General features: G+C 41.2%; 21 protein-coding genes and 1 tRNA gene. 1 reads left to right on the forward strand and 21 read right to left on the reverse strand.

What is annotated here, in order from left to right:
• Positions 1-18: 18 nt before the first annotated feature.
• Both LC091_RS03370 and hemA read right to left on the reverse strand, forming a co-directional pair.
• On the reverse strand, positions 19-852 hold the full coding sequence (locus tag LC091_RS03370) for a cytochrome C assembly family protein (protein WP_226680267.1): 834 nt from the start codon (positions 850-852) through the stop codon (positions 19-21).
• Between the two features lie 15 nt (positions 853-867).
• Complete coding sequence (gene hemA, locus LC091_RS03375) at positions 868-2238, reverse strand: glutamyl-tRNA reductase (RefSeq protein WP_226680507.1); 1371 nt, start codon at positions 2236-2238, stop codon at positions 868-870.
• 250 nt (positions 2239-2488) lie between these two features.
• Here hemA and LC091_RS03380 point away from each other — a divergent pair, with 250 nt between their 5' ends.
• Complete coding sequence (locus LC091_RS03380; RefSeq protein WP_226680268.1) at positions 2489-2971, forward strand: LiaF transmembrane domain-containing protein; 483 nt, start codon at positions 2489-2491, stop codon at positions 2969-2971.
• A gap of 384 nt (positions 2972-3355) precedes the next feature.
• Here the strand turns inward: LC091_RS03380 and LC091_RS03385 are convergent, their stop codons facing one another.
• The 19 genes from LC091_RS03385 to LC091_RS03475 form a co-directional block, all read right to left on the reverse strand.
• Positions 3356-4087 carry an amino acid ABC transporter ATP-binding protein gene (locus LC091_RS03385; protein WP_226680269.1) on the reverse strand — a complete coding sequence of 244 codons (732 nt, stop codon included), beginning with the start codon at positions 4085-4087 and terminating at the stop codon, positions 3356-3358.
• A 10-nt stretch (positions 4088-4097) separates the two neighbouring features.
• A complete protein-coding gene (locus tag LC091_RS03390; RefSeq protein ID WP_226680509.1) occupies positions 4098-4760 on the reverse strand; it encodes an amino acid ABC transporter permease in 663 nt (220 codons plus the stop codon).
• Positions 4761-5039: 279 nt separating this feature from the next.
• Positions 5040-5825: a transporter substrate-binding domain-containing protein gene (locus LC091_RS03395; RefSeq protein ID WP_226680270.1), complete on the reverse strand. Its 786-nt coding sequence runs from the start codon at positions 5823-5825 to the stop codon at positions 5040-5042.
• Positions 5826-6121: 296 nt separating this feature from the next.
• Positions 6122-7381, reverse strand: a complete 1260-nt coding sequence (locus LC091_RS03400) for an alanyl-tRNA editing protein (protein ID WP_319003631.1) — start codon at positions 7379-7381, stop codon at positions 6122-6124.
• 179 nt (positions 7382-7560) lie between these two features.
• Positions 7561-8145, reverse strand: coding sequence for a ribosome biogenesis GTP-binding protein YihA/YsxC (gene yihA / locus LC091_RS03405; protein WP_088019034.1), 585 nt, complete (start codon positions 8143-8145; stop codon positions 7561-7563).
• A complete protein-coding gene (gene lon / locus LC091_RS03410; RefSeq protein WP_226680271.1) occupies positions 8142-10466 on the reverse strand; it encodes an endopeptidase La in 2325 nt (774 codons plus the stop codon). The genes yihA and lon overlap by 4 nt, the downstream gene beginning before the upstream one ends.
• Before the next feature lie 243 nt (positions 10467-10709).
• On the reverse strand, positions 10710-12395 hold the full coding sequence (gene lonB / locus LC091_RS03415) for an ATP-dependent protease LonB (RefSeq protein WP_226680272.1): 1686 nt from the start codon (positions 12393-12395) through the stop codon (positions 10710-10712).
• A 330-nt stretch (positions 12396-12725) separates the two neighbouring features.
• Entirely contained in the window at positions 12726-13994 is a 1269-nt protein-coding gene (clpX, locus tag LC091_RS03420; protein ID WP_148987816.1) for an ATP-dependent protease ATP-binding subunit ClpX, read from the reverse strand.
• A 490-nt stretch (positions 13995-14484) separates the two neighbouring features.
• A complete protein-coding gene (gene tig, locus LC091_RS03425) occupies positions 14485-15771 on the reverse strand; it encodes a trigger factor (RefSeq protein ID WP_226680273.1) in 1287 nt (428 codons plus the stop codon).
• A 219-nt stretch (positions 15772-15990) separates the two neighbouring features.
• Positions 15991-16995, reverse strand: a complete 1005-nt coding sequence (locus LC091_RS03430; RefSeq protein ID WP_226680274.1) for a tetratricopeptide repeat protein — start codon at positions 16993-16995, stop codon at positions 15991-15993.
• A gap of 680 nt (positions 16996-17675) precedes the next feature.
• Positions 17676-17752: transfer RNA gene (locus tag LC091_RS03435), tRNA-Arg, on the reverse strand.
• 320 nt (positions 17753-18072) lie between these two features.
• Positions 18073-18576, reverse strand: coding sequence for a metallophosphoesterase (locus LC091_RS03440; RefSeq protein WP_226680275.1), 504 nt, complete (start codon positions 18574-18576; stop codon positions 18073-18075).
• Between the two features lie 10 nt (positions 18577-18586).
• The gene (locus tag LC091_RS03445; RefSeq protein ID WP_226680276.1) at positions 18587-19189 is read right to left on the reverse strand and encodes an XTP/dITP diphosphatase; all 603 of its coding nucleotides are present in this window, start codon (positions 19187-19189) and stop codon (positions 18587-18589) included.
• Position 19190: 1 nt separating this feature from the next.
• A complete protein-coding gene (gene rph, locus LC091_RS03450) occupies positions 19191-19952 on the reverse strand; it encodes a ribonuclease PH (protein ID WP_226680277.1) in 762 nt (253 codons plus the stop codon).
• Positions 19953-20046: 94 nt separating this feature from the next.
• Positions 20047-21132, reverse strand: coding sequence for a GerMN domain-containing protein (locus LC091_RS03455; RefSeq protein ID WP_226680278.1), 1086 nt, complete (start codon positions 21130-21132; stop codon positions 20047-20049).
• A gap of 143 nt (positions 21133-21275) precedes the next feature.
• Positions 21276-22085, reverse strand: a complete 810-nt coding sequence (racE, locus tag LC091_RS03460; RefSeq protein ID WP_226680279.1) for a glutamate racemase — start codon at positions 22083-22085, stop codon at positions 21276-21278.
• A 9-nt stretch (positions 22086-22094) separates the two neighbouring features.
• Positions 22095-22550 carry a MarR family winged helix-turn-helix transcriptional regulator gene (locus tag LC091_RS03465; RefSeq protein WP_063560031.1) on the reverse strand — a complete coding sequence of 152 codons (456 nt, stop codon included), beginning with the start codon at positions 22548-22550 and terminating at the stop codon, positions 22095-22097.
• A 406-nt stretch (positions 22551-22956) separates the two neighbouring features.
• Positions 22957-23181 (reverse strand): spore germination transcription factor GerE, encoded by a 225-nt coding sequence (gerE, locus tag LC091_RS03470; RefSeq protein WP_047972062.1) that lies wholly within the window; start codon positions 23179-23181, stop codon positions 22957-22959.
• A 117-nt stretch (positions 23182-23298) separates the two neighbouring features.
• A complete protein-coding gene (locus tag LC091_RS03475; RefSeq protein WP_226680280.1) occupies positions 23299-23763 on the reverse strand; it encodes an acyl-CoA thioesterase in 465 nt (154 codons plus the stop codon).
• Positions 23764-24149: the final 386 nt, after the last annotated feature.

Here is a 24149-nt window from a genome sequence, read left to right on the forward strand (position 1 = left end):
CCAAAACCGATGGGATTCCTATAAGATCCAAAAATGAAAATTTGATAATCTACCGAACAGGAAAAAGTTGATGAGGACGACAAGAAACGCTGCGATATTCCAACTCGCAATTGTCTTCCCGCTAATTCCTTTGGCAAGTCTTTGATAAAAATAATAGCTATATGCGGTGATGACGATGAATGACCCTATCACTTTCATGTCATACCATTGAAATTCGGACAATTTAACAGACGCCCAAATGCTTCCTAAAATTAACGACAGCAATAACATCGGTACTCCAATTACATTCAAAACATAGGACATATGATCAAGTTTCGCCAAATCCTGAATGCGTAATAACCGCTTGCCCCACTTTTTCTCCTTTAACAGTCGATATTGGATGACATATAACAAGGAAAAAGCGAAAGAAAGGGAAAAGGCACCATAGGACAGGATTGCCATTGTAATATGTATGATGAGTAATTCAGATACCAATGCTTGCGCAACGACTTGTGATTCATGCTGAATTGGTGTGAATGTGTGCAGTGCCATCACTAGGAATCCAATCACATTTGTAAAAAATACAATAAAGTCCACACGCAAAATTCGGTTGATGACGAGCGAAAAGGTAATTAATACCCACGTATAGAAATACATTCCCTCATAAAGAGTCAGTATTGGAAATCGACCGGTATCAAGCATTCGTAAAAATAAGAATACCGTTTGCAATACCCAAACAATTGCAAGTAACCAGAAGGCTGTTTTATTTGCCTTCTGGTTATGTTGAAGAAAATCAATAAAATATAAGAGCACGCTTAAGGCATAAAGAAGAATCGTTAATTCGTACAGCCTTGCGATTGTCATCTCTAGCATAGTTAACAGCCTCTCTTACGACCTGTATGTCGCAGCTTGAGGAAGCGGAATTCCTACAGGAGCAGAAGAACTCTTCTCCTTTTTCACAGCATAGTACTGTGATTGAACTTCTTGTTGAACCGCCTCTTCGATATTAAAGATTTTAGTGAACAGTTCTAGAGATTCTTTTGCGTCAGATTCGGCTGAAAGTTCTTTCGCACGTAAAATGGGGTCGCGCAACATCTGATTGATGATGCTTTTCGTATGTTTATTTAAGACCTTAATTTCACGTTCCGATAGATGAGGAAGTTTTCGTTGGATACTTTGCATCGTTTCGGATTGAATATCCAACGCCTTTTGACGTAATGCGGAAATGACCGGAACGACACCAAGTGTGTTCAACCAGTGTTTAAATTCCACAATCTCCTCTTCTATGAACAGCTCAATCTCATCTGCCGCTTTTTTGCGTTCTGCCAAGTTGGCATTGACGATTCCCTCAAGATCATCAATATCGTATAAGAAGACGCTCTCTAGCTTATCCAATTCTGGATCCAAATCACGAGGAACCGCAATATCCACCATAAAAAGTGGACGTCCTTTTCTCATACGCTCGACATAGGTCATATCGTCTTTACTTAGTACATAGTCTTTGGCACCGGTAGAAGAGATAAGAATATCCGCTTCTACCAACGCACAGGAAAGCTCCTGCATGGACTTTGCCTGGCCTGCGAATCGATTCGCCAGGTTTGTTGCTTTTTCCAAGGTACGGTTAATAACCGTGACCTTTTCTACCCCGTTGCTGTGAAGATTCTGGACGGCGAGTTCTCCCATTTTCCCTGCGCCTAAAATTAATACATGCTTGTTTTTTAAATCACCGAAAATCTTTTTCGCAAGCTCTACCGCTGCATAGCTGACAGATACGGCATTGGATCCAATATCCGTTTCGGAATGCGCACGTTTAGCTAAAGTGATAGCTTGTTTAAATAATTGATTAAAAATGGTTCCGACCGTTTTATGTTCTTGTGCAGCAAGAAAGCTTGTACGGATTTGACCAAGAATTTGCGTTTCCCCAAGCACCATGGAATCCAATCCACAGGATACGCGGTACAAATGCTCGATTGCCCCGTCATGTTCATATATGTTCAAGTAAGGAGAAAACTCTTCCTTGTCCAGACCAAACCAGTCTGCAAGGAAAGCTTTAATATAATAACGTCCAGTATGCAACTGATCGACTACCGCATAGACTTCCGTACGGTTGCAGGTAGAAACAATGATGTTCTCTAAGATGGACTTTTGGTCCTTTAAAGCTACCATTGCTTTATTCAAATCAGCTGGATTAAATGTCAATTTTTCACGTATTTCAACAGGGGCCGTTTTATAATTAACACCGACTACTATGATATGCACTTGTTCGTACACCCCCACAAAAAATAATATCATCTACTAAAATTATAACATGACTAATGCTAGATACTTTTGTTAAAATGTGAACAAATAGTTTCCAATTAATTAATTAGGATACAAGAAAATACACCGTTTTCATGGTTTCTCTTAGTTATATATTACAAACATTACAATTCTTTTATTCACCAACTTGTACATTAACAGAATTTCATTGTAGAATCAAGGTTTCAGCCTCGATCTCAAGGAGGAAAATATGAAGAAAAATAGCTTTCTGCCTGGTTTGCTTTTATTATTTTTTGGTGCATATTTCCTGTTACAACAATTAAACATTGTGTTGTGGGAAGGGATGCTGCACTGGTCCACTATCCTAGTTATTACAGGGATTGCACTTTTATTACAAGCTTATAAACTGAGTGATTACCCTAATATCTTACCCGGCTTTGTCCTATTAGGAATTGGTTTGCATTTTCAGCTTAAAGATATAGTTGAAGTTTGGCCCGATCATTTTGCGGTGATTATCTTGATTATTGGGATTGGCTTTATCTTGCGTTCGCAGAAGACGAAGGGCGGGATGTTTGAAGGTGTACTGTTATGTATTCTTGCCAGTTTCTTTCTTTTCTACGATACGTTTATGGAGATGCTTGGTGTGGTAGAGACTGGTGTTGCTAGTTTACATACTTTTTGGCCGGTTTTGTTGATTGTGATTGGTGCGTTTTTTGTTTTTAAGAAGAAATAAAAGGAGACCTACAGGCAATGGATGTTATTCCGTTGTTGTAGGTCTTTTTTGTGTCATGGTTATTGTTTTGACGCCGCTGTTGATTTCCGCAAACGGCTTCGCTTTCCGCGGGGCGGCCTTGAGCCTCCTCACAACGCTTCAGGGGTCTCAACATTGCCGCTACTCCCCCGCAGGAGTCTACGCCTTTTGCTCCAATCAACAGCTAAAAACCACCACTGTACTCCCTGTATCCTTGCGTTCCAGGTGTTCGCTTTCCGCGGGACGGTGCTTGAGCCTCCTCGCTGCGCTGCGGGGTCTCAAGCTACCGTTATCCCCCCGCTGGAGTCTCACACCTTGCACTCCAGGAAACAGGGGGAATCTACATCTCCAAAATTGTTTTTGTAGTTACAGAACCGCTTCTAGGAAGTCCCTTGTTCGTTGGTTTTTTGGGTTGTTGAAGAGGTCCTGTGGGTTGCCTTCTTCGACGATTTTGCCGTCGTGCATGTAGATGACACGGTCGGCTACTTCTTGTGCGAATCCCATTTCGTGGGTGACTACCACCATGGTCATCCCTTCTTCGGCAAGTTCTTTCATGGTTTTAAGAACTTCCCCTACCAGTTCAGGGTCAAGGGCAGAGGTGGGTTCGTCAAAGAGCATGACGTCTGGTCTCATGGCAAGCGCACGAGCGATGGCCACACGCTGCTTTTGTCCGCCTGAAAGTTTTTCCGGATAGACATTTTCCTTGTCGGAGAGTCCAACCTTTGCAAGAAGTTCTGAAGCTCTTTTTTTCGCTTCGGATTTTTTCAAGCCTTCCACTTGGACAGGAGCTTCCATGACATTTTCCAAGACAGTTTTATGCGGAAAAAGATGAAAATGTTGAAACACCATTCCCACTTTTTGACGGACTTTGTTCAGGTTATCTTTTTTCACATCGACTTCGTTTCCATCAATAACAATAGAACCGCTATCTTTTAACTCAAGAAAGTTTAAACAACGTAAGATCGTACTTTTTCCTGAGCCACTCGCGCCGATGAGGCACACCACTTCTTTGTTTTTCACTGTTAAGGATATGTCTTTGAGGACATGCAGTTCCCCAAAAGATTTATTTAAGTCTTTTACTTCAATTTTATTACCCATGTCCTACCTCCTATCTTTCACTCGCTGAGAATTTACGTTCTAATAGATTTACGACGATTCCAATTAATCCGACAAGAATCAGGTAGTATACAGAAACGACAAGTAAATATGTCATGACGTCATATGAGTTGGCACCTTGCGTCTGTGCAACGTTGAATAGCTCATAGTAGCCGATAAATGCTGCAAGAGAGGAATCTTTCAAACAGATAATGAACTGGTTACCAAGCGGCGGTAGCGCTCTTCTGAACGCTTGGGGTAAGATGATTCTTCTCATCGTTAGATTTCCTGTCATTCCGAGTGATCTTCCTGCTTCCATCTGTCCTTTGTCTATGGACTGAATACTTCCACGGAATATCTCTGCAATATAGGCGCCGTTATGGAAAGCAAGAGCGAGTGTGACAGACCAGAATTGGGAAATACCAAATGTGACTAGACCAAAGTAGAATACAAAGATCTGAACAATTAGCGGTGTCCCTCGAATTAAAAAGATATAAGTATTGGCAATCCATTCTAACGCTTTTATCTTGGAAATTTTTAAGAAAGCGAAAAACAACCCTATAATTAGTGCAATCGCTATGGAAACCGCTGTTATTTGGAGGGTTCTAATCATCCCTTTGAAAAACATATCGTATGTATTTAAGAATACTTCAAAAAAGTGCAAAAAACTGGGCATGCTGGTTTCACTCTCCCTATATTTAAATTCGTTGAACGCCGCTGTTGATTTCCACAAACGGCTTCGCTTTCCGCGGGGCGACCTTGAGCCTCCTCGGGCTGCGCCCTGCTGGGTCTCAACATTGTCGCTACTCCCCCGCAGGAGTCTTCGCCTTTTGCTCCAATCAACAGCTATAATTTTGTTACTAACTCTTAATATAAATCCCTGATAAAAAATGTGTGGTGAATGAACACCACACATTTTATGAACTGGATTTATGGTCAGCTGCGTTTCAGCTTGTTATTCTTGCTCATCCGGGTCTGTAGTGATGTCTTCTCCAAAGTACTTTTCACTTATTTCTTTCAACTTTCCGTTTTCACGTAATGTTTCTAAAGCGTCATTGATTGCTTCAAGAAGTGCTTCGTTACCTTTAGCAACTCCAACTGCCTGCTCACTGCGGTCGAGAAGCTCACGTCCTTCTAGTTCCATGCCAGATCCAATTGCTTCACGACCAGTGACAAAGTCTGTTACCACGGCATCGTGGCGGCCATTATTCAATGCTTCCAATGCTACAACATCGCTATCGTAGTTTTGGATATTGTCAGAGATATCACTAACAAGGTCTGCGTATGTAGACCCTCTGGAAACCGCAATTTCTTTACCTTCCAGGTCTTCTAATGTTTCAATGTCACTGTCAGGCCTTACAAAAATCTGTGCACCAGAATAGTAGTAAGGCGTGGAGAAATCCACTTCCTTCAGTCTATCCTCTGTAATGGTATGACTTGCAACTGCGGCATCAAAACGACCGCTTTTTACTCCTTCAACAATACTCGCAAATGTGTACTTCTCCTGATCAGGTTCAAGACCAAGCTCAGCAGCGATGGCTTCTCCGACTTCAATATCAAAACCGGTCATCTTACCGTTACCATCTGTTACACTAAATGGTGCAAATTCTCCTGAAGAAGCAAACTTGAACTTCCCTTCCTCTACTAATTCATACCCTTCACTTGTTGTCACTTTTCCGCCGCAAGCAGCTAGAATCGTAGACAGCACAAATAATGTGACTAACAATACCCTTTTTTTCAATTTCCAAAATCCCCCTTAGTGTCCATTTTTTCGTCTCCCTTTTATGTTAACAATTACGGAAAACTACCACAAATAAGCTTGAATTTCATATTTGTTAATAATTCTGTAAATTCTAACTTCAGAAGACCTGACTACCTATGTACCTTATGTATGCTCGGAATTACTCCTTGTACATCCTATTCCCTATTGCTCCACTTTAATAAACATATTTTTTAGAATTTTTCATATTTTTTTAACAACAAAAAAATAGATTCCATAGCCTTTTTCTCAAGTAAGCTATGAAACCTATTGTAATTTTAATCGTTTGTTATAATATGTGTTATTTTTTCTAACACTTCTTCCCCTGTTAGCGTTGTTTCTCCCCCACCTTGGACGAAGTTTTCTCTGCCGCCTCCTTTTCCATTTATGAAAGCAAAGACTTTGTTGGCAATGAACTTCATATTGATATCTGAATCGCTTCCTCTAGCCCCGACAAATTGTAACTTCCCTACATTTTCAGCTACAAGAAACACGTTGATGTCATCTCTAGCAGACACTAATTTCCGCGCCATACTTTGGAGTTCTGCCATTTCCCTATTTTTAAGCACAGATTTTATTATTGTACGACCTGAAACTAATTCCTTTTGAGAAACAAGAGCAGCTGCCTCGTATTCTAAAAGCTTTTCTTTCATATCTTTTAGCTCTTTTGCCTGTTCTTTACTCTGGTCCAATATTCTTGTGACCGCAACACCCATACCATTTTGAGGGGCATTTAATAAGGAGGACAACTCCGATAAGACCTGTTGTTTATCATGAAGTTGTTTTAACACACGATTTCCTGCAACAAAGGATACACGGATCATGTTCTTTTGTTTTTCTAGCGAAAGAATTTTAAGTGAAGCTACCCCGCCTGTTGAATGAGGATGTGTTCCGCCACACCCATTATAGTCAAATTCGGGAATAATCACTAAGCGGATATTTTCCGATACGGACAGTTCTTTTCTTAGCGGGTAATCTGATAGCTCATCTTTTGTGACCCACTTGGTCTCTATTTTACGGTTCTCAAGGATAATTCTATTTACGAGTGATTCAGCCTCCAGAACTTCCTGTTCCGTCAACCCTGTTGTAGCAAGATCAATGGTGGACACTTCTTTACCCAGATGAAAACTTTTGGTTTTGTATGAAAATAGTTCTTCAAAAGCAGCAGATAAAAGATGCTGTCCGGCGTGTTGCTGCATATGGTCATATCGTCTTTCCCAATCAATGTTGCCTGCGACATCCTTTGTGGCCTCAGAAAACGGTTGATCCAAATAATGCCTGATTTCTCCGTTGATTTCTTGTACCTCGATAACTTTTTGGTCATTCAGCGTTCCCGTGTCATATGGCTGTCCGCCGCCTTTTGGATAAAAGGCGGTTTGTTCTAAAGTCGCATACCATTTTCCCGCTTCGTCTTGTGCTTGTTTTGCTAATGTAGTGTTGAATGTTTGTATATAAGGGTCTTGATAAAATAACTTTTCCATCAATATCACTCCTGTGCCAATTCCTATATTCTTATGACCAGCTGTTGATTTCCGCACTGGGCTTCGCTTTCCGAGGGGTGGTGCTTGAGCCTCCTCACAACGCTTCAGGGGTCTCAAGTCTACCGCTACCTCCCTCCGGAGTCTACGCCCTGCGCTCCAATCAAAAGCTATGGTTACCTCTAACAACCAAAAAACTGCGTTCAGAGGATTTCTTTCTCTGATTCGCAGTTTTGGTTTTACTTCATTCGTTTTTGTAACATACCCCAGACTTCATCTTTACCTTGTCCGGTTTCGGAGGAGAAGAGGATCAGTTCATCCTCTTTATCCATTCCTAGTGTTTCTTTTATTACTTTTAAGTGCTTTTGCCATTTCCCTTTAGGGATTTTGTCTGCTTTCGTCGCGATGACGACAACTGGAAGCTCATAATGCTTCAAGTATTCGTACATCGTGACATCATCCTTGGATGGGGGGTGACGAAGGTCCACTATTTGCAAGACAGCACGTAGCTGCTCTCTGCTTGTCAAATAGGTTTCCATCATTCTGCCCCATGCATCTCGCTCGGATTTCGGAACTTTAGCGAATCCATAACCAGGCACGTCAACAAAATGCAGCATTTCATTGATCAGATAAAAGTTTAATGTCTGTGTTTTCCCTGGTTTGGAGGATGTTCTCGCAAGGTTCTTACGGTTGATCATCTTATTGATGAAAGATGATTTTCCTACATTGGAACGGCCTGCTAAAGCGAATTCTGGTAAAAGCTCACTTGGGTATTGCTCTGGTTTAACGGCACTTATTACTATTTCTGCTTGTGTTACTTTCATTTTTTCTCTCCTGCTAATGCGTGTTCTAACACTTGATCTAAATGTGATACTAAAACAAACGTTAAATCTTTGCGCACACTTTCTGGAATATCATCCAAATCTTTTTCATTCTCTTTAGGTAGTATAACCTTTTTTAAGCCGGCGCGGTGTGCACTCAGGGATTTTTCTTTTAATCCGCCGATTGGAAGCACACGCCCTCTTAACGTTATTTCACCCGTCATTCCCACATCTCTTCTGACCGCTCTGCCAGTTAAGGCGGAAATTAAGGCAGTGGCCATCGTAATTCCCGCCGAAGGACCGTCTTTTGGAACAGCGCCTTCTGGGACATGTATATGGATATCATTTTTCTCATTGAAATCGGGGTCAATATTCAATTCGTCCGCTCTTGATCGGATAAAACTGAATGCTGCATGAGCAGACTCTTTCATGACATCCCCAAGTTTACCGGTCAACATAAGTTTTCCTTTGCCTGGTGATAGAGATACTTCAATCGATAACGTATCGCCACCAACGGTTGTATAAGCAAGCCCTGTTGCCACGCCAACCTGGTCTTCTTCTTCCGCCTGACCATAACGGAATTTTGGTTTTCCAAGGAAATCAGCAAGGTTCTTCTCTGTAATGACTACCCTTTTCTTATCACCGGAAACGATAAGTTTGGCAGCTTTTCTGCAGATAGAAGCAAGCTGCCTTTCTAAACTACGCACTCCCGCTTCTCGGGTATGGTGACGGACGATGGACATTAATGCCTCGTCTCTTATTTGCAAAAGGTTCTTCTGTAAACCATGTTCCTTTGCCTGACGTGGCAGCAGATGGTCTTTTGCAATGTTTAATTTTTCGATTTCTGTGTAACCTGCAATCGTGATGATTTCCATTCTGTCACGTAACGGCCCAGGAATGGTCGCCAAATTGTTCGCTGTGGCGATGAACATAACATTTGATAGGTCATAAGGCTCTTCAATATAGTGGTCACTGAAATTGAAGTTCTGTTCAGGATCCAATACTTCCAATAGTGCAGAAGATGGATCTCCCCTGAAATCATTAGACATCTTGTCGATTTCATCTAAAAGGAAAACAGGATTGATGGTACCTGCTTTTTTCATTCCTTGAATGATTCGCCCAGGCATTGCCCCTACATAAGTTCTTCTATGGCCGCGGATTTCAGATTCGTCGCGAACTCCACCAAGGGAGACGCGGACAAATTTGCGATCCAGTGATTTTGCGATGGAACGTGCCAGAGAGGTTTTACCTACACCAGGAGGTCCTGCTAAACAAAGGATCGGGCCTTTTAAGGACTTCGTCAGTTGTTGAACAGCTAAGTATTCCAACACGCGTTCTTTCACCTTTTCCAATCCGAAGTGATCTTCGTTAAGAATCTCTTCCGCTCTGATAATATTCAATTGATCTTCTGTCGCTTCCGTCCAAGGAAGGTTCAATAACCAGTCAATATAGTTGCGGATAACAGAGCTTTCTGCAGAACTGGATGGAATTTTTTCATAGCGGTCGATTTCCTTCAATGCAGTCTTTTTCACATTTTCAGGCATTCCGATCTTTTCAAGCTTCTCTTTCAGATCCTCGATTTCGCCGCCTTTTCCTTCTTTGTCGCCAAGCTCTTTTTGAATTGCTTTCATCTGTTCGCGAAGATAATATTCCTTTTGTGTACGTTCCATGGAACGCTTCACTCGCAGGCCGATTTTCTTCTCTAGTTGCAGCACTTCTTTTTCATTATTAACATGCTTGATCACTTTGTTCAGACGTTCTTTCACATCTCTTGTTTCCAGGATATCCTGTTTTTCTTTCATGTTGACAGGTAAGTGAGATGTAATGATATCGGCCATTCTCCCAGGCTCTGTTATATCTGAAACGGTATGATATGTTTCGATTGTTGTCTTCTTGGAGAGCTTTGTGTATGTATGGAAATAGTCCAGCAAAGTCCTCATCAAAGCTTCATCTTCCGGGTCTTTCTCTTCTGTATCCGGATAGGTCAAAAGTTTAGCTTCCCAATGTGTATCTTTTTCAATGAACTCTTCTATTTTTGCACGCTCCAAACCTTCTACTAGGACGCGGACCGTACCATTTGGAAGTTTTAACATTTGTTTTACTTTTGTTAAAGTACCCCAAGTATAAAGGTCCTCTTTAGCAGGATTGTCGGTTCCTACTTCTTTCTGAGTAGAAAGAACGACAATATCGTCTCCAAGCATCGCTTGTTCTAACGCTTCTATTGATTTTTCCCTTCCGACATCCAAATGTAAAACCATTGTCGGAAAAACCATCAGTCCTCTTAAAGGCAATAATGGAACATGATATTCCTTATTTGTTGCCATGGTAACACCCCCGTACGCTCTTCCTTTATGTATCTTTGTTCAATTCTATCCTAATTAAATTGCCCTGTCTAATTAAAGAGACAGTTTAACCTGTAAAAGCATATTGTTTTATTATCTTTTACAAGTTTGCCTTAGTTAATAAAGAAATGGTAGTAAAAATTTTACACTTTTCAAGACCTGAGTGCAATAAGTAAGGCTTAGTATATGTAAAACAGGCAGACCGTTACAAGGCCTGCCCACCCTTTACATGGATTCTGTTTTTGGAATGCTCATTGGAGCGTGCAAAATGCTTTCAACGTTTGTTTCCGTAATCTTTTCTCTTAATAAGGTAAGATCTAATACTTCTTGGAACTCTTTTACCGGAATGACTTCAATGCCGTCAATTTCTTTGATAATGGATTGCATGTTATCAGCTGGAATAATTACTCTCTTAGCACCAGCCTGTTTTGCCGCTTTAATTTTCGGAATGACACCTCCGATTGGCTTAACTGTTCCGTGGATACTGATTTCACCTGTCATTGCTACAAGGTTGCTGACCGGAATTTTGAAAATGGCAGAATAGATTCCCGTTGCCATTGCAATCCCTGCAGAAGGTCCATCAATTGGGATACCACCTGGAAAATTCACATGGATATCGTAATCAGCTGCAGGAACGCCCAGCTTTCTAAGTACAGTAATAACGTTCTCAATGGAGCCTTTAGCCATACTCTTTCTGCGGATGGATTTGCCGCCTTGGTTACCCATGCTTTCTTCTTCCACGATTCCTGTGATGTTCACAGTCCCTTTTTTCTCTTCGGTAGGGATTGCCGTCACTTCAATCTCAAGAAGAGCGCCTGAATTCGGTCCAAATACCGCGAGGCCGTTGACTAGTCCAGGCTGTGCTGCTTCCTTAATTTTATTTTCATATTTCGGTGCCAATTGACTGGAGTGTACCACCCATTCAATGTCAGCCACTTTTACAGTATCTCGGTCTTCTGTGATAGCAAGTCCACATGCTATCTGCATCATGTTTACCACTTCTCGTCCATTTCTTGTATAAGAAGCAAGCAGGCTGATTCCTTCTTCTTCCACCATCATATTGATTTTAGAAGCAGCATTTCTCGCCACAGCCTCCAACTCTTCTTGTTCTAACTCACGGAAAAAGACTTCCATACATCTAGACCTAATGGCAGGTGGAATTTCGTTTGGTGTTCTGGTGGTTGCGCCAACAAGACGGAAATCTGCTGGTAGACCATTTTGGAAAATATCATGAATATGTGTTGGGATCTGATTATTCTCTTCGCTGTAATAGGCGCTGTCTAAGTATACTTTTCTGTCTTCTAACACTTTAAGTAATTTGTTCATCTGGATAGAATGAAGTTCACCAATTTCATCAATGAAAAGCATTCCTCCATGTGCGTGCGTTACAGCTCCTTGCTTTGGCTGCGGTATTCCGGCTTGGCCCATTGCTCCAGCACCTTGATAGATTGGGTCATGTACAGAACCAATCAATGGATCTGCAATTCCTCTTTCATCAAATCGAGCTGTTGTAGCATCTAACTCAATAAAGACGGCAGAGCCTCTAAATGGAGATTTTGGATTCTTTTTAGCTTCTTCCAAAACAAGTCTTGCTGCAGCAGTTTTTCCTACTCCAGGAGGTCCGTAAATGATAACATGCTGCGGGTTTGGCCCACAGATAGCAGCTTTTAGTGCCTTGATTCCATCTTCTTGTCCGACGATTTCTTTGAAGCTTGTTGGTCTTACTTTCTCAGCCAGTGGTTCTGAAAGTGAGATACTTCTCATCTTCCTTAGTTGTTCCATTTCCTTTTTTGATTCTTTATCAATTGTTACTTTTTGTGTCCGTTGGTTTTTGAGCAGGTTCCAGAAATAAAGGCCGATGATGACCCCAAAGAAAAGTTGTATGAACAGTGCTATACCCGTGAAAGACATAGAAACCCTCCTGCATTCTTGATGTGATTATATGGTAGTATCTCCGTGGGATTGGGTAATAATCCAACAAAAAACATTTGGATAAAATAGGCTTCCCACGAAAAGATTGGAGGGTATAACTGAAATGCATGAAGAAACTCAGTTGATTGCAGTGGAAGGCGCGCAGACGCCAGCGGGAGGAAGGGACAGGTGAGACCCCGCAACGAAGTGAGGAGGCTCACGGACCGCCCGCAGGAAAGCGAAGCGGCTGGAACGGAAATCAACGGTGTTTAAACAAATTCTTCATTTAAAAAAGCACTCTCCCGAAGGAAAGTGCTCTCTCATCATTTATTATGCAGAAGTCTTTTCGTCTTGTTTCAACTCAGACCCATCATCTAAAATCAACTTCGGTGCCACATTATCAGCAACCGTTTCAGCTGTAATCACACACTTCTTGATATCCTCACGAGAAGGCAACTCATACATAACATCCAACATAAGTCCTTCAATGATAGATCTCAATCCACGCGCACCAGTTTTTCTTTCAATTGCTTTCTTCGCAATCTCAGATAATGCACCATCTTCAAACTCAAGTTCCACATTATCAAGATCAAGCATCTTTTGATATTGCTTCACAAGTGCATTCTTAGGTTTTGTAAGGATTTCAATTAGCGCATCCTCATCAAGCGGCATTAAGCTTGCTGTTACAGGAAGACGTCCGATGAATTCCGGAATCAAACCGAAACGAAGTAAGTCCTCTGGCAATACTTTGCCTAGCAATTCTTTTTGCTCTAAATCATCCGCTTTCGTTTCAGCAGTACCGAAACCGATAACTTTTTTACCTAGACGACGTTTAATGATTTGCTCGATTCCGTCAAATGCTCCACCGCAAATAAATAGGATGTTTGTTGTATCGATTTGAATGAATTCTTGATGTGGGTGCTTACGTCCACCTTGAGGAGGAACGCTCGCAACAGTACCTTCAAGAATTTTCAATAGTGCTTGCTGTACACCTTCACCGGATACATCACGAGTGATGGACGGGTTCTCAGATTTACGCGCTACTTTATCAATTTCATCGATGTAGATAATTCCTTTTTCAGCTTTCTCCACATCATAATCAGCAGCTTGAATCAGCTTTAGCAAGATGTTTTCTACATCTTCCCCAACATAACCAGCTTCTGTTAAGGAAGTTGCATCTGCAATCGCAAATGGCACATTAAGAATTCTTGCAAGTGTTTGAGCAAGAAGAGTTTTACCGCTACCAGTTGGTCCGATCATGGCAATATTACTCTTTGCAAGCTCAACATCATCAATCTTACTGTTGGAATTAATACGCTTATAGTGGTTATACACCGCTACAGATAAAGATTTCTTCGCAGACTCCTGACCAATAACATATTCGTCCAAAATATCACGAATTTCTTTTGGTTTTGGAACGTCTTTAAATTCTACTTCTTCCTCTGTACCCAACTCTTCTTCTACGATTTCCGTACAAAGTTCAATACATTCATCACATATGTATACGCCTGGACCTGCTACAAGTTTACGAACTTGATCTTGTGTCTTTCCACAGAAAGAGCACTTTAATTGTCCTTTTTCGTCATTAAATTTAAACAAATTGTTTCACCCCTTATCATTTCTCTCTTTTCCCATCCATCGGCTGGTTTCCTAAAAAATGAGAAAATCTCATCACTTTTAAAAAATAGTTATGTACTGCATTTTACCACATTTAAGCCTAACATTTCTAATAATAATACTTTGGTTATGTATGGATATTTTAGAAGATGGGTCCGTACTATTGTATCCATGAATTCCTTTTAATAACACAGTGATGAATGGAAAAATCGGAAAACTTTACTTTTAAAAAAGTTCTGTTAGACACCGCTGGTGATTTCCGCACCGGGCTTCGCTTTCCTCGGGGCGCTTGCAGAGCCTCCTCGGCTTTGCCTGCGGGGTCTCCTCTAACCGCTACCTCCCGATGGAGTCTACGCCCTATGCTCTAATCAACAGCTATAAAGCTCTTATAGATTAACAATATCCTTTTAAAAAAGGTCTAGATGGTACAAAACAAGGCACGATCAAGTCGCGCCTTGTCTCTTATTCTCTATTATGCAACATCTTTGCTGTTTTCTACAAGGAAATCAATTGCTTTTCTGATTTTCAAATCTTCTTTAAGACCTTCCAAGCTACCTAATGCTTGCTTGATTTGGTCAACAGACATGTTGTACATGCCAGCCATTTTTTCGATTTCTTCGTTTGCTTCTTCATCCGTTACTTCGATGTTTTCAGCTTTAGAGATTGCTTCAAGCGTAAGGTTCATTTTCACACGCTTTTCTGCATCTTCTTTCATTTGAGTGCGAAGAGCTTCTTCATCTTGACCGGAGAACTGGAAGTAAAGCTCCATGTTCATACCTTGCATTTGAAGGCGTTGTTCGAATTCACGAACCATGCGGTCTGTTTCAGTTTTCACCATTGCTTCAGGAATTTCCACTTCTGCATTAGCAGCAGCTTTGTCCACTAGCGTGTCGCGTAGGTAGTTGTCAGCTTCAGTTTTCTTCGCTTCTTCAAGGCGAGCTTTTGTTTTTGCTTTAAGCTCTTCAAGTGTTTCAACTTCTTCGTCTACATCTTTCGCGAATTCATCGTCAAGTGCAGGAAGTTCTTTTGTTTTGATTTCGTGTACAGTTACTTTGAAAACTGCAGGCTTACCAGCAAGCTCTTCAGCGTGGTACTCTTCAGGGAAAGAAACTTCTACTTCTTTCTCCGCTCCAGCTGCAAGACCTACTAATTGCTCTTCGAAACCTGGGATGAACGTGTTAGAACCGATTTCTAAAGAATAGTTCTCTGCTTTTCCACCTTCGAATGCTTCGCCATTAACGAATCCTTCAAAGTCCATAACAACAGTATCGCCGTTCTCTACAGTTCCTTCTTCTTTCACAGCAAGCTCAGCTTGACGCTCTTGAAGACCTTTTAAGTCAGCTTCTACATCTTCGTCTGTAACGTTAGCGTCTAGACGCTCAACTTCTAATCCTTTGTATTCGCCAAGTTTAACTTCAGGCTTTACAATCACTTTAGCAGTGAAAACAAGCTTTTCGTTTTTAGCGATTGTTTCGATGTCGATTTCTGGTTGGTCAACAGGCTCAATTCCAGTTTCAACAACTGCGTTAGAGTATGCAGTTGGAAGAATGATATCAAGAGCATCTTGGTATAAAGACTCTACACCAAAACGTTGTTCGAACATTCCACGAGGAATTTTCCCTTTACGGAAACCTGGTACGTTTACTTTAGTAACTACTTTTTTGAATGCTGCGTCAAGACCTTGATTAACTGTTTCCGCATCAACTTCAACTGTTAATACGCCTTGATTACCTTCTAACTTTTCCCATTTAGCAGACATAATTTTCCCTCCAACATCTATTTTCAAAAAAGATAATGATTTTAACACTATCTAATCTGATGAACCACACATGGTGGTTGTTGTTTTCTACATTTTTGCTGCAAGTACACAGTCTTAAACACCCCTTGTTACAAGAGGTTAATCTAAGAACCTATATCGTATATACAGTTTACAACCCTTACATTATAACATAATCCCAGATGAGTTCAACACATAGCCTTATAATCGTAAATATGAAAAATCTTCAAGCTTATTGATCTCCCGTGTGACCGCCTTAACTTCGAGAGGCGAAACGCGGTATTGCGCTGCCAACTCTTCGTCGCTTGCATCTAAACCAAAGAGTTCCACCCCAGCTCTATGCAATCCAGCCGCCCATACTTCCGGTTTGTCTGGTGTGAACGGCATAGGAAATTGAACAGTATGTATCCGGACGAGCATCTCTTTTAACCCTTCGAAAAGAGAGGGATTATCGCTTTCCACTGTATCTTCTAATATAGAAATAATTTTATTTAAGAAAGGATCTTCCTCGCCACTTTTTAAGTTGGATGGAACAATGATGGTTTGTTGCCCCATTTTGCTTACCTCTGTTTCCTTGTCCCAGCCTTGTTCTATCAGAATGTGAACCAAGAATGTTTTTAAAACCGGATGCTTCAGTTCATCCTTTAGATATGTTTCAATTTCAGGAATTAGGGGACGAATGTTGCGGTGCTTCAACGATTGGATGAGTTCATATTGTTTTTGGACATTTCCTTCATGAAGCAAAAACAGTTCTTCCTCTTGATCGTTATAATCTGGTTCTATTGATTCATTTTCTTCTGAAGGCAGCATCTTTCTAGCAAACTCCAAGAGCTGATAGAAATTTTGTGCGTATTGTGCAGGAAGCTTGTCCTCTTCAAGAATTGCTTCAATGGTTGTTTTGACTTCCGCATACTCTTTTAATTGAATAAGAATTGTTATGTATATTTGAAGCACATGAAAATAATCGCCAACATCCTCGCGTAACATTTTCTTGCAACGGTTTCTTGCCTCTGTTAACTGGCCTAGTTCCATATAGCAAACAACCATCCCAAGCTCCACTTCCGCATACGCATACTCATTTTCTCGGGCCTGTTCAAAAAGCTCCAACGCTTCGGAAAACTTTTTTTCTTTCATTGTTTGCATCGCTTTTTCCAGCAGTCTTTGTTTTAGATTGGGGAACTCTACGATCTTTTTCTCTTTTTTCATATGTAGGTAGCCGTCCTATTTTTATTGTTGTGAAATATTTGAAACAAGTTTATCAGTGTTTGGAGGGGAGCACAAGCAAAAGGGTGGGTACCTGGGCATTGGGGAGGTGTATCGGAGACCATTTGCACTCACGTGGGGGATTTTGGGCATTGAGACTCTTCTCTGTTACCTTTTGCGCTTGCGCAAAGGGTTTTCGGGCACTGAGACGGCTTCTCTGTTACCTTTTGCGCTTGCACAAAGGGTTTTTGGGCACTGAGACGGCTTCTCTGTTACCTTTTGCGCTTGTGCAAAGGGTTTTCGGGCACTGAGACGGCTTCTCTGTTACCTTTTGCGCTTGCACAAAGGGTTTTCGGGCACTGAGACTCTTCTCTGTTACCTTTTGCGCTTGCACGGAGGGTTTTCGGGCACTGAGACAGCTTCTCTGTTACCTTTTGCGCTTGCACGGAGGGTTTTCGGGCACTGAGACGGCTTCTCTGTTACCTTTTGCGCTTGTGCAAAGGGTTTTCGGGCACTGAGACCACTTCTCTGTTACCTTTCGAGTGCTTCGAGTTATAGATTACTCTGCCGCTCCCTTACAACAACATTCCCACTCTTCTCTAAAAAAAAACACCATGTCATCATTTTCATCAACACTCTTACTAAAAATGTTCATAAAAATGCACATAGTGTTTTTAAATAAGTGGCGTCCCAGGAGGGATTCGAACCCCCGACACACGGCTTAGAAGGCCGTTGCTCTATCCAACTGAGCTACTGGGACAAATTTAAAATAGGATAACTTTAATTTCTCTTTATACCGTCGTCCCAATTTTGCTAGGATCATAACTCAGGAAGTTTTCAAAATCGTTACGCTGGAGTTTAATCAGGTAGCGTATTCGATCGTGCTCTATCCAACTGAGCTACTGGGACAAAATTAAAATTATGTACTCTGCGATAAGAAATATTTTCTAATTATCAGCAGCGACAAGATTTATTATATGAGATACACACATTAAAGTCAACAGTTTTTAAAAAACTTTTCTCAAATAATTTCCGCGGCCTATTTTCTCGAGAATAGAGAGAGGAAAGCCCTCTCTCCTATCACTTCTCAAATGTATGGGAAGAAAGTTTTTCTCCCTTTTCATTATAGTAGTGTACAAAATAACAGGAATCTTTTGCATCTAGTATAGCATACGTTTTATTCCGTGTCATACGAGGAAGTTCAATGCTGCCAGGGTTGATAAAGAGGATTCCGTCTAAATATTCCACACCTGCAATATGTGAATGGCCGAAACATGCGATATTCGCATTTTCCTCTTTAGCAGCATACTTTAATGGCAGTAAAGAAGATTTAACCTGATAAAGGTGTCCGTGTGTAGCAAAAAGTCTTTGGTTGCCAATTTCCTTGGTTAATTGTTGAGGATAATCATCGTCAAAATCGCAGTTTCCCCTTACTCCATAAAAGCCTTTCATTTCTTCGCTTGTAGAAGGAAGTTCAGAATCACCACAATGAATGAATAAATCCACTTCCCCTTGATGACGGGCTTTTATTTGCCGTAGCACCTCTGCTTGTCCATGATTGTCACTAACAATTAAAACTTTCATGCTTCCACTCCTAGTTTTTGCGGGAGAGCATCTCCCACTGATTGGTTAATTGACTGATGGCATTTCCTCTGTGACTGATTTCACTTTTTTCCTCTTTTGATAGTTGGGCCATTGTCCTCTGTTTCTCTTTCACATAGAAAATAGGGTCATAACCGAAGCCATTCTCTCCTATTGGTTCTTGAGAGATGGTTCCTTCACATGTCCCGCGAACGGTAAACTTTTCTCCTTCAGGATCCACCACAGCAAGCACACATACAAACCGTGCTGTTCGCTTTTCACCAGAAACTCGCTTTAATCCATCAAGTACCTTTTGAATATTTTTTCTATCATCCTTTTCCATACCCGCATAGCGCGCGGAATACACACCAGGTTCACCATTTAATGCATCTACCTCAAGACCAGAATCATCTGCAAGCACGATTTTCCCAAGGTGTGCTGACACCGCTTCCGCCTTCAACAAAGCATTTTCTTCAAAAGTGGTTCCTGTTTCCTCCACGTCAGGTATTTCAGGAAAATCAGCAAGGGATTTCACTTTGAATCCTCTTGGTTCCAAAATCACTTTAAAATCCTTTACCTTTCCAGGGTTATTAGTTGCGATAATTATTTCCGTCATCTTAATTTTCTCCTTTTCTACTAGCAATGATACCTTGTGCTAATGTTCCTAACGCTTTCTTTTGTTCTTCTACCAGATGCAAAATTCCTTCTTCAGCCAGGTCCAACATTTCATTAAGCTGTTTTCTTGTAAAAGTTGCCTCTTCTCCAGTACCTTGCAATTCCACCAGATCCAACGAGCCTGTCATAATGACGTTCATATCCACTTGGGCAGTGGAATCTTCTATGTAGTTTAGATCAAGCAAGGCTTGACCATCTTCCATCACACCAACGGAGGTTGCTGCTAAAAAGTCGGTAACAGGGAGACTTGCTATCTTCTTTGCTTCGACGAGTTTTTGAAAAGCCAGGACCATCGCAACAAATGCTCCGGTGATGGAAGCTGTTCTTGTACCTCCGTCCGCCTGAATAACATCACAATCTATCCAAATTGTTTTTTCGCCTATTTTCTCAAGTTCTACAACCGAACGAAGAGCACGACCGATCAGCCGCTGTATTTCCATTGTCCTTCCGGTTACCTTGCCCTTGGTGGACTCTCGCATCGTTCTTTTTTCAGTTGCCCGCGGAAGCATAGAATACTCTGCTGTGATCCACCCTTTGCCCCCACCCCGCATAAATGGAGGCACTCTATCTTCTATGGTGGCTGAACAGATTACTTTCGTGTTTCCTACACAAATCAAAACAGATCCTTCAGGATGAGTGATGTAGTCCGTAATTATTTCAACCGTTCTCAATTCATTTTGCTCTCTACCATCTGATCTAGACATTCTTACAAGCTCCTTTTATCTCCAATAAAATAAAGAAGAGGCAGTATAGCACCTCTTCTAATCATTCTTTCCTTAGTATAACAAACTTCAGACGTTAAAATCTGCCTGTGTTTACTTTTTCAGGGCGTGCGACAGGCTCAGAAATGTTTGTTCCATCTGTTGCCATTAAATCGCCTTCCCCGTCCACTGTAATTGCAATGCTTTCAACCCCTGTTTGTTCGGTTAATGTTAGAACCAGCGAGTCCACAATGGATTTTGAAACAATTCTTCCTTCTAAGCCAAGGATAGCCTCATTGAAGTTCAATACGAGATTCCCATCGACCAGTACCGGCTCATCTAGAAGCGCCACTTCATTTGACAAGTCATTTGTTAAACCTGAAGTATGGGAAGGGCCATTAATCAAAGCATCTACAATCGCAGAAAACTTGTCTTTCCCTTCCAAACTTAGACGAGATGTAACGGGTACATAATATGGGTCTCCATTACTGCTTTCCGCCATAAAGTACAGGGTTACAGCTCGAGAATTCATTAAATCCACTGCATTCGCAGTATTAAAATTAATTCCATTGGCTCTGCTTACCCCATCACCAATCGGTGTTTGATTGACTGGCATCACCGTTTGCTCATGCCCGTTCACCATGATTTGCACTTTTTCCACATTTTCAAACTGTGTCAGTGTCCAAGTGATGGCTTGAAGAATTCTTTCTTCATCTGCTTTATCATAATTAGTAAATTCTTTGGAAAAGTCGGCTACAATAGTACCGTCCTCTTTAAGGTTTACGTCCACTTCCGTTCCAGCCGGTAAGACGGCTCTAAAGCCATTTGGAAGCAACTCATCCACCGGACCTCCGGCAACTAAGTATTCTAAAGCCTGTTTCGCCACTTCATTTGTTTTTGGAAGCTCCAGTGTTTGCGAAACAACATATCCATTACTATCAATTAAGTATAATTCTCTTTGCACATTTTCCGAAACAACTGCTTCTTCCCCATCCATTTCTTCGCCTGTTGTATCTGTTTCTGCACCAGTTTCACTCGCAGCATCATCTACATATGATACATCTTGCGGAATATCCTCTTCTTTACCTGCCTGCTCGTCACCTCCAAATAATCCACATCCAGATAACAATACAGAAGAAGCAAGCACAGCAGCAGCGGTCAATTTTACTTTTTTATGAGACATAGGTTTCCCTCCTAAGACGGTTTGTACTACTATGTATACGAGCTATTCAAAAAAATAGACCGAGCTTTGGAAAAAGTTTTGCCCCACAAAAATGAACGCAAAAAAAACAGGACGAAAAGCTTCCGTCCTGTTTTCATTGTTTTTTAAATCCCAATCGGATCCAACACAATCGTCTTTACATTCTCGATAGGCTGTTCAAAAAGCTTGCTTGCTATCTTTTCAAAAAGCTCTTTTGAACCCGTTGTGTAAAATTGATGGTTTTCTGTACGCTGTTTTTTATTCAACAGTTTTTTGAAGTTAAGGATAGTACTTACTTCGCGAGCTGTTTCATCCCCAGAACTGATTAATTGAATGCCATCCCCCATAACCGCTTGAATGGTAGGGGTTAATAGCGGATAATGCGTGCAGCCAAGAATCAGTGTATCTATTTTAGACCCTTTAAAAAGATGAAGGGTATCTTCCACTATTTCTTTCGCACGTTCTCCTTCAAATTCGCCACTTTCCACTAATGGAACAAAGTTTGGACACGCCAAGCTTTCTACCTTTACTTCATTGTTAATAGATTTCAAAGCATTGGCATATGCACCACTGTTGATTGTCCCTACAGTCCCGATGACACCAACCTGATAATTGGATGTAACCTTTAAGGCCGTTCTGGCCCCTGGGTCCACCACTCCGATTACCGGAATGTCCAATTGCTCTCGTATTTCATCCAACACGACAGCCGTTGCTGTGTTACACGCAATAACAAGCATTTTTATATCATGAGTCAATAAATATCTTGTCATCTCCCAAGTATAGAGACGAACTTCATCAACAGGCCTAGGTCCATAAGGGCAACGCGCTGTATCTCCTAAGTAAATGATGCGCTCTTTCGGTAACTGACGCATAATTTCCTTCGCAACGGTCAACCCGCCAACACCAGAATCAATAACTCCAATTGGTCTTTGCAACTAAATCCCTCATTCTTTCATTTCTAGATGTAATCGTGCTAAACACTTTTCTAACATGAAAATTTCATCTTTGGAATAGTTCTTTAGTATGTTTTGCAAATAGTCCTGACGTTTTTTCACCACTTCTGCAATAATGCGCTCCCCTTCTTCTAAAAGGTGGATGCGTACTACACGGCGGTCGTTAGGATCTTTCACACGTTGAACAAGTTCATTCTTTTCCATCCGATCTACAAGGTCTGTAGTTGTACTGCAAGCCAAATACATTTTAGTAGACAATTCACCAATGGTCATATCTCCGCCCTCAAGAAGCCATTGCAACGCAACAAACTGCGGAGGAGTAATAGTGTAATTGCTTAAAATTTCGCGACCCTTTTGCTTCACTAAAGTCGCTATGTATCTTAACGATTTCTCAATATCTGCTACCAATTGTGGATCCTGCAATACTGCTTCATTCTGATTCGTCATTCTCGACCCTCTTTCTTCCCTATTTTCTTTTTATCTAAGCTCTTTTCTCAAGAATTGTTGCTAATCCTCGTAAAAAAGTCGGCAATTGGACTTTTTACCATATATCTACTTTAATTTACGCATGCAGCTATTCTCGTTAATAACAAGAAAAGAGCACGACAGTAAGGAGTAGAACGAGTTACTTATTAATACGTCAAGCAACAAAGTTACAAAAATAGCCTTATCTGAACATAGATGTCATGTAGTCTGTGTCTAGTATGTTTATTTTCTTATGTTTTCATATAAAATGCAAGATGTAAAGGCTTATAAACATATTTGCCCACATAGAAATACTTGGGTTTATTCAAAGGTAAATAACCGACTACCACTCTTAACTGTTTGGTCAGAAGATAGTCGGCAGTTTAATTTAAAGCTCTAATTCTCCCATGCGAAGAAGCTCGACAACTGCTTGGGAACGCCCCTTTACTCCCAGCTTTTGCATAGCATTTGAAATGTGGTTCCGAACTGTCTTTTCACTGATAAACAACTCACCAGCAATCTCTTTGGTTGTCTTATCCTGAACTAACAGCTCAAATACTTCTCTTTCTCTTTTGGTAAGCAATGGCTTTGGTTGAAACTCTTTCTCCTTCAATAATTGTAACCCTCCTTGCCTTAGCCAGAGCTGAACTAGCGGATGGGTGTATATTTAGTCATGGTATAATATGTTAGAAGGAGGGCGGGAGTTACATGTATTTAGACGTATTTTATATTATTTTTTCAGTGTTTCTCGGGAAAGAAAGAGATTTCGTTGTTCTTCACTCCAAGCTTCCCCTTTTCCAGTAAGTTTATTAAGTTGTACCATACGTCCTCTTCCGACAAAACATAGTTCTCCATTCCCCTTTCTACCTAGGTAATGCAGATCAACGGAAGATGTTCCTACTTGATGTGCTTTCACGCAAACTTCAAGTTCTTCTCCAAAATAAACCTGTTGCAGGAAATCGCATTGCAGGTCCGCTACGACTGGAATGGTGCTGCTTCCTGCGTCCGTCCAGTCTTGCATAAATCCGAGACTTTTGAAGAATTCGATTCTAGCTTCTTCAAAATAAACGAATGGGACGGTGTTATTTAAGTGGCCGAACATGTCCGTTTCTGAGAATCTCACTCTTACTTCGTGACTGAATGAGAACTCATTCACCCATTGTTGCAAATCTTCTATATAAGTTGGCTTTTTCATAAACTAATTCCTCCCCTTGTATAAAAATATTAATATGTTAGTTTTAACTCCCTGTTTCCTTTCGTTCCAGGTGTTCGCTTTCCGCGGGACGGTGCTTGAGCCTCCTCGGCTTCGCCTGTGGGGTCTCAACCTACCGTTACTCCCCCGCTGGAGTCTCACACCTTGCACTTCAGTCAACAGGGGAAACTACTTTAGCATTAATATATATATCTTAATATCTTTCAGAAAACCTAGTTGATTGTAGTGGAAGGCGCGCAGACTTCCGCGGGAGAAAGGGACATGGGAGACCCCGAAAGCTTGCCGAGGAGACTCCTGGACCGCCAGCAGAAAAGCGAAGCGCCTGGAACGGAAATCAACAGTCGTTTATATCATTCTGAATTTTCAAA

The organism is Sutcliffiella horikoshii, assembly GCF_020524325.1.
Classification (GTDB): domain Bacteria; phylum Bacillota; class Bacilli; order Bacillales; family Bacillaceae_I; genus Sutcliffiella_A; species Sutcliffiella_A horikoshii_D.

Coding starts and splice junctions, on each gene's coding strand:
- LC091_RS03370 (WP_226680267.1), bottom strand. CDS start 852: ATGCTAGAGATGACAATCGCAAGGCTGTACGAATTAACGATTCTTCTT.
- LC091_RS03380 (WP_226680268.1), top strand. CDS start 2,489: ATGAAGAAAAATAGCTTTCTGCCTGGTTTGCTTTTATTATTTTTTGGT.
- LC091_RS03385 (WP_226680269.1), bottom strand. CDS start 4,087: ATGGGTAATAAAATTGAAGTAAAAGACTTAAATAAATCTTTTGGGGAA.
- LC091_RS03390 (WP_226680509.1), bottom strand. CDS start 4,760: ATGCCCAGTTTTTTGCACTTTTTTGAAGTATTCTTAAATACATACGAT.
- yihA (WP_088019034.1), bottom strand. CDS start 8,145: ATGAAAGTAACACAAGCAGAAATAGTAATAAGTGCCGTTAAACCAGAG.
- lon (WP_226680271.1), bottom strand. CDS start 10,466: ATGGCAACAAATAAGGAATATCATGTTCCATTATTGCCTTTAAGAGGA.
- lonB (WP_226680272.1), bottom strand. CDS start 12,395: ATGTCTTTCACGGGTATAGCACTGTTCATACAACTTTTCTTTGGGGTC.
- tig (WP_226680273.1), bottom strand. CDS start 15,771: ATGTCTGCTAAATGGGAAAAGTTAGAAGGTAATCAAGGCGTATTAACA.
- LC091_RS03430 (WP_226680274.1), bottom strand. CDS start 16,995: ATGAAAAAAGAGAAAAAGATCGTAGAGTTCCCCAATCTAAAACAAAGA.
- LC091_RS03440 (WP_226680275.1), bottom strand. CDS start 18,576: ATGAAAGTTTTAATTGTTAGTGACAATCATGGACAAGCAGAGGTGCTA.
- LC091_RS03445 (WP_226680276.1), bottom strand. CDS start 19,189: ATGACGGAAATAATTATCGCAACTAATAACCCTGGAAAGGTAAAGGAT.
- rph (WP_226680277.1), bottom strand. CDS start 19,952: ATGTCTAGATCAGATGGTAGAGAGCAAAATGAATTGAGAACGGTTGAA.
- LC091_RS03455 (WP_226680278.1), bottom strand. CDS start 21,132: ATGTCTCATAAAAAAGTAAAATTGACCGCTGCTGCTGTGCTTGCTTCT.
- LC091_RS03465 (WP_063560031.1), bottom strand. CDS start 22,550: ATGACGAATCAGAATGAAGCAGTATTGCAGGATCCACAATTGGTAGCA.
- LC091_RS03475 (WP_226680280.1), bottom strand. CDS start 23,763: ATGAAAAAGCCAACTTATATAGAAGATTTGCAACAATGGGTGAATGAG.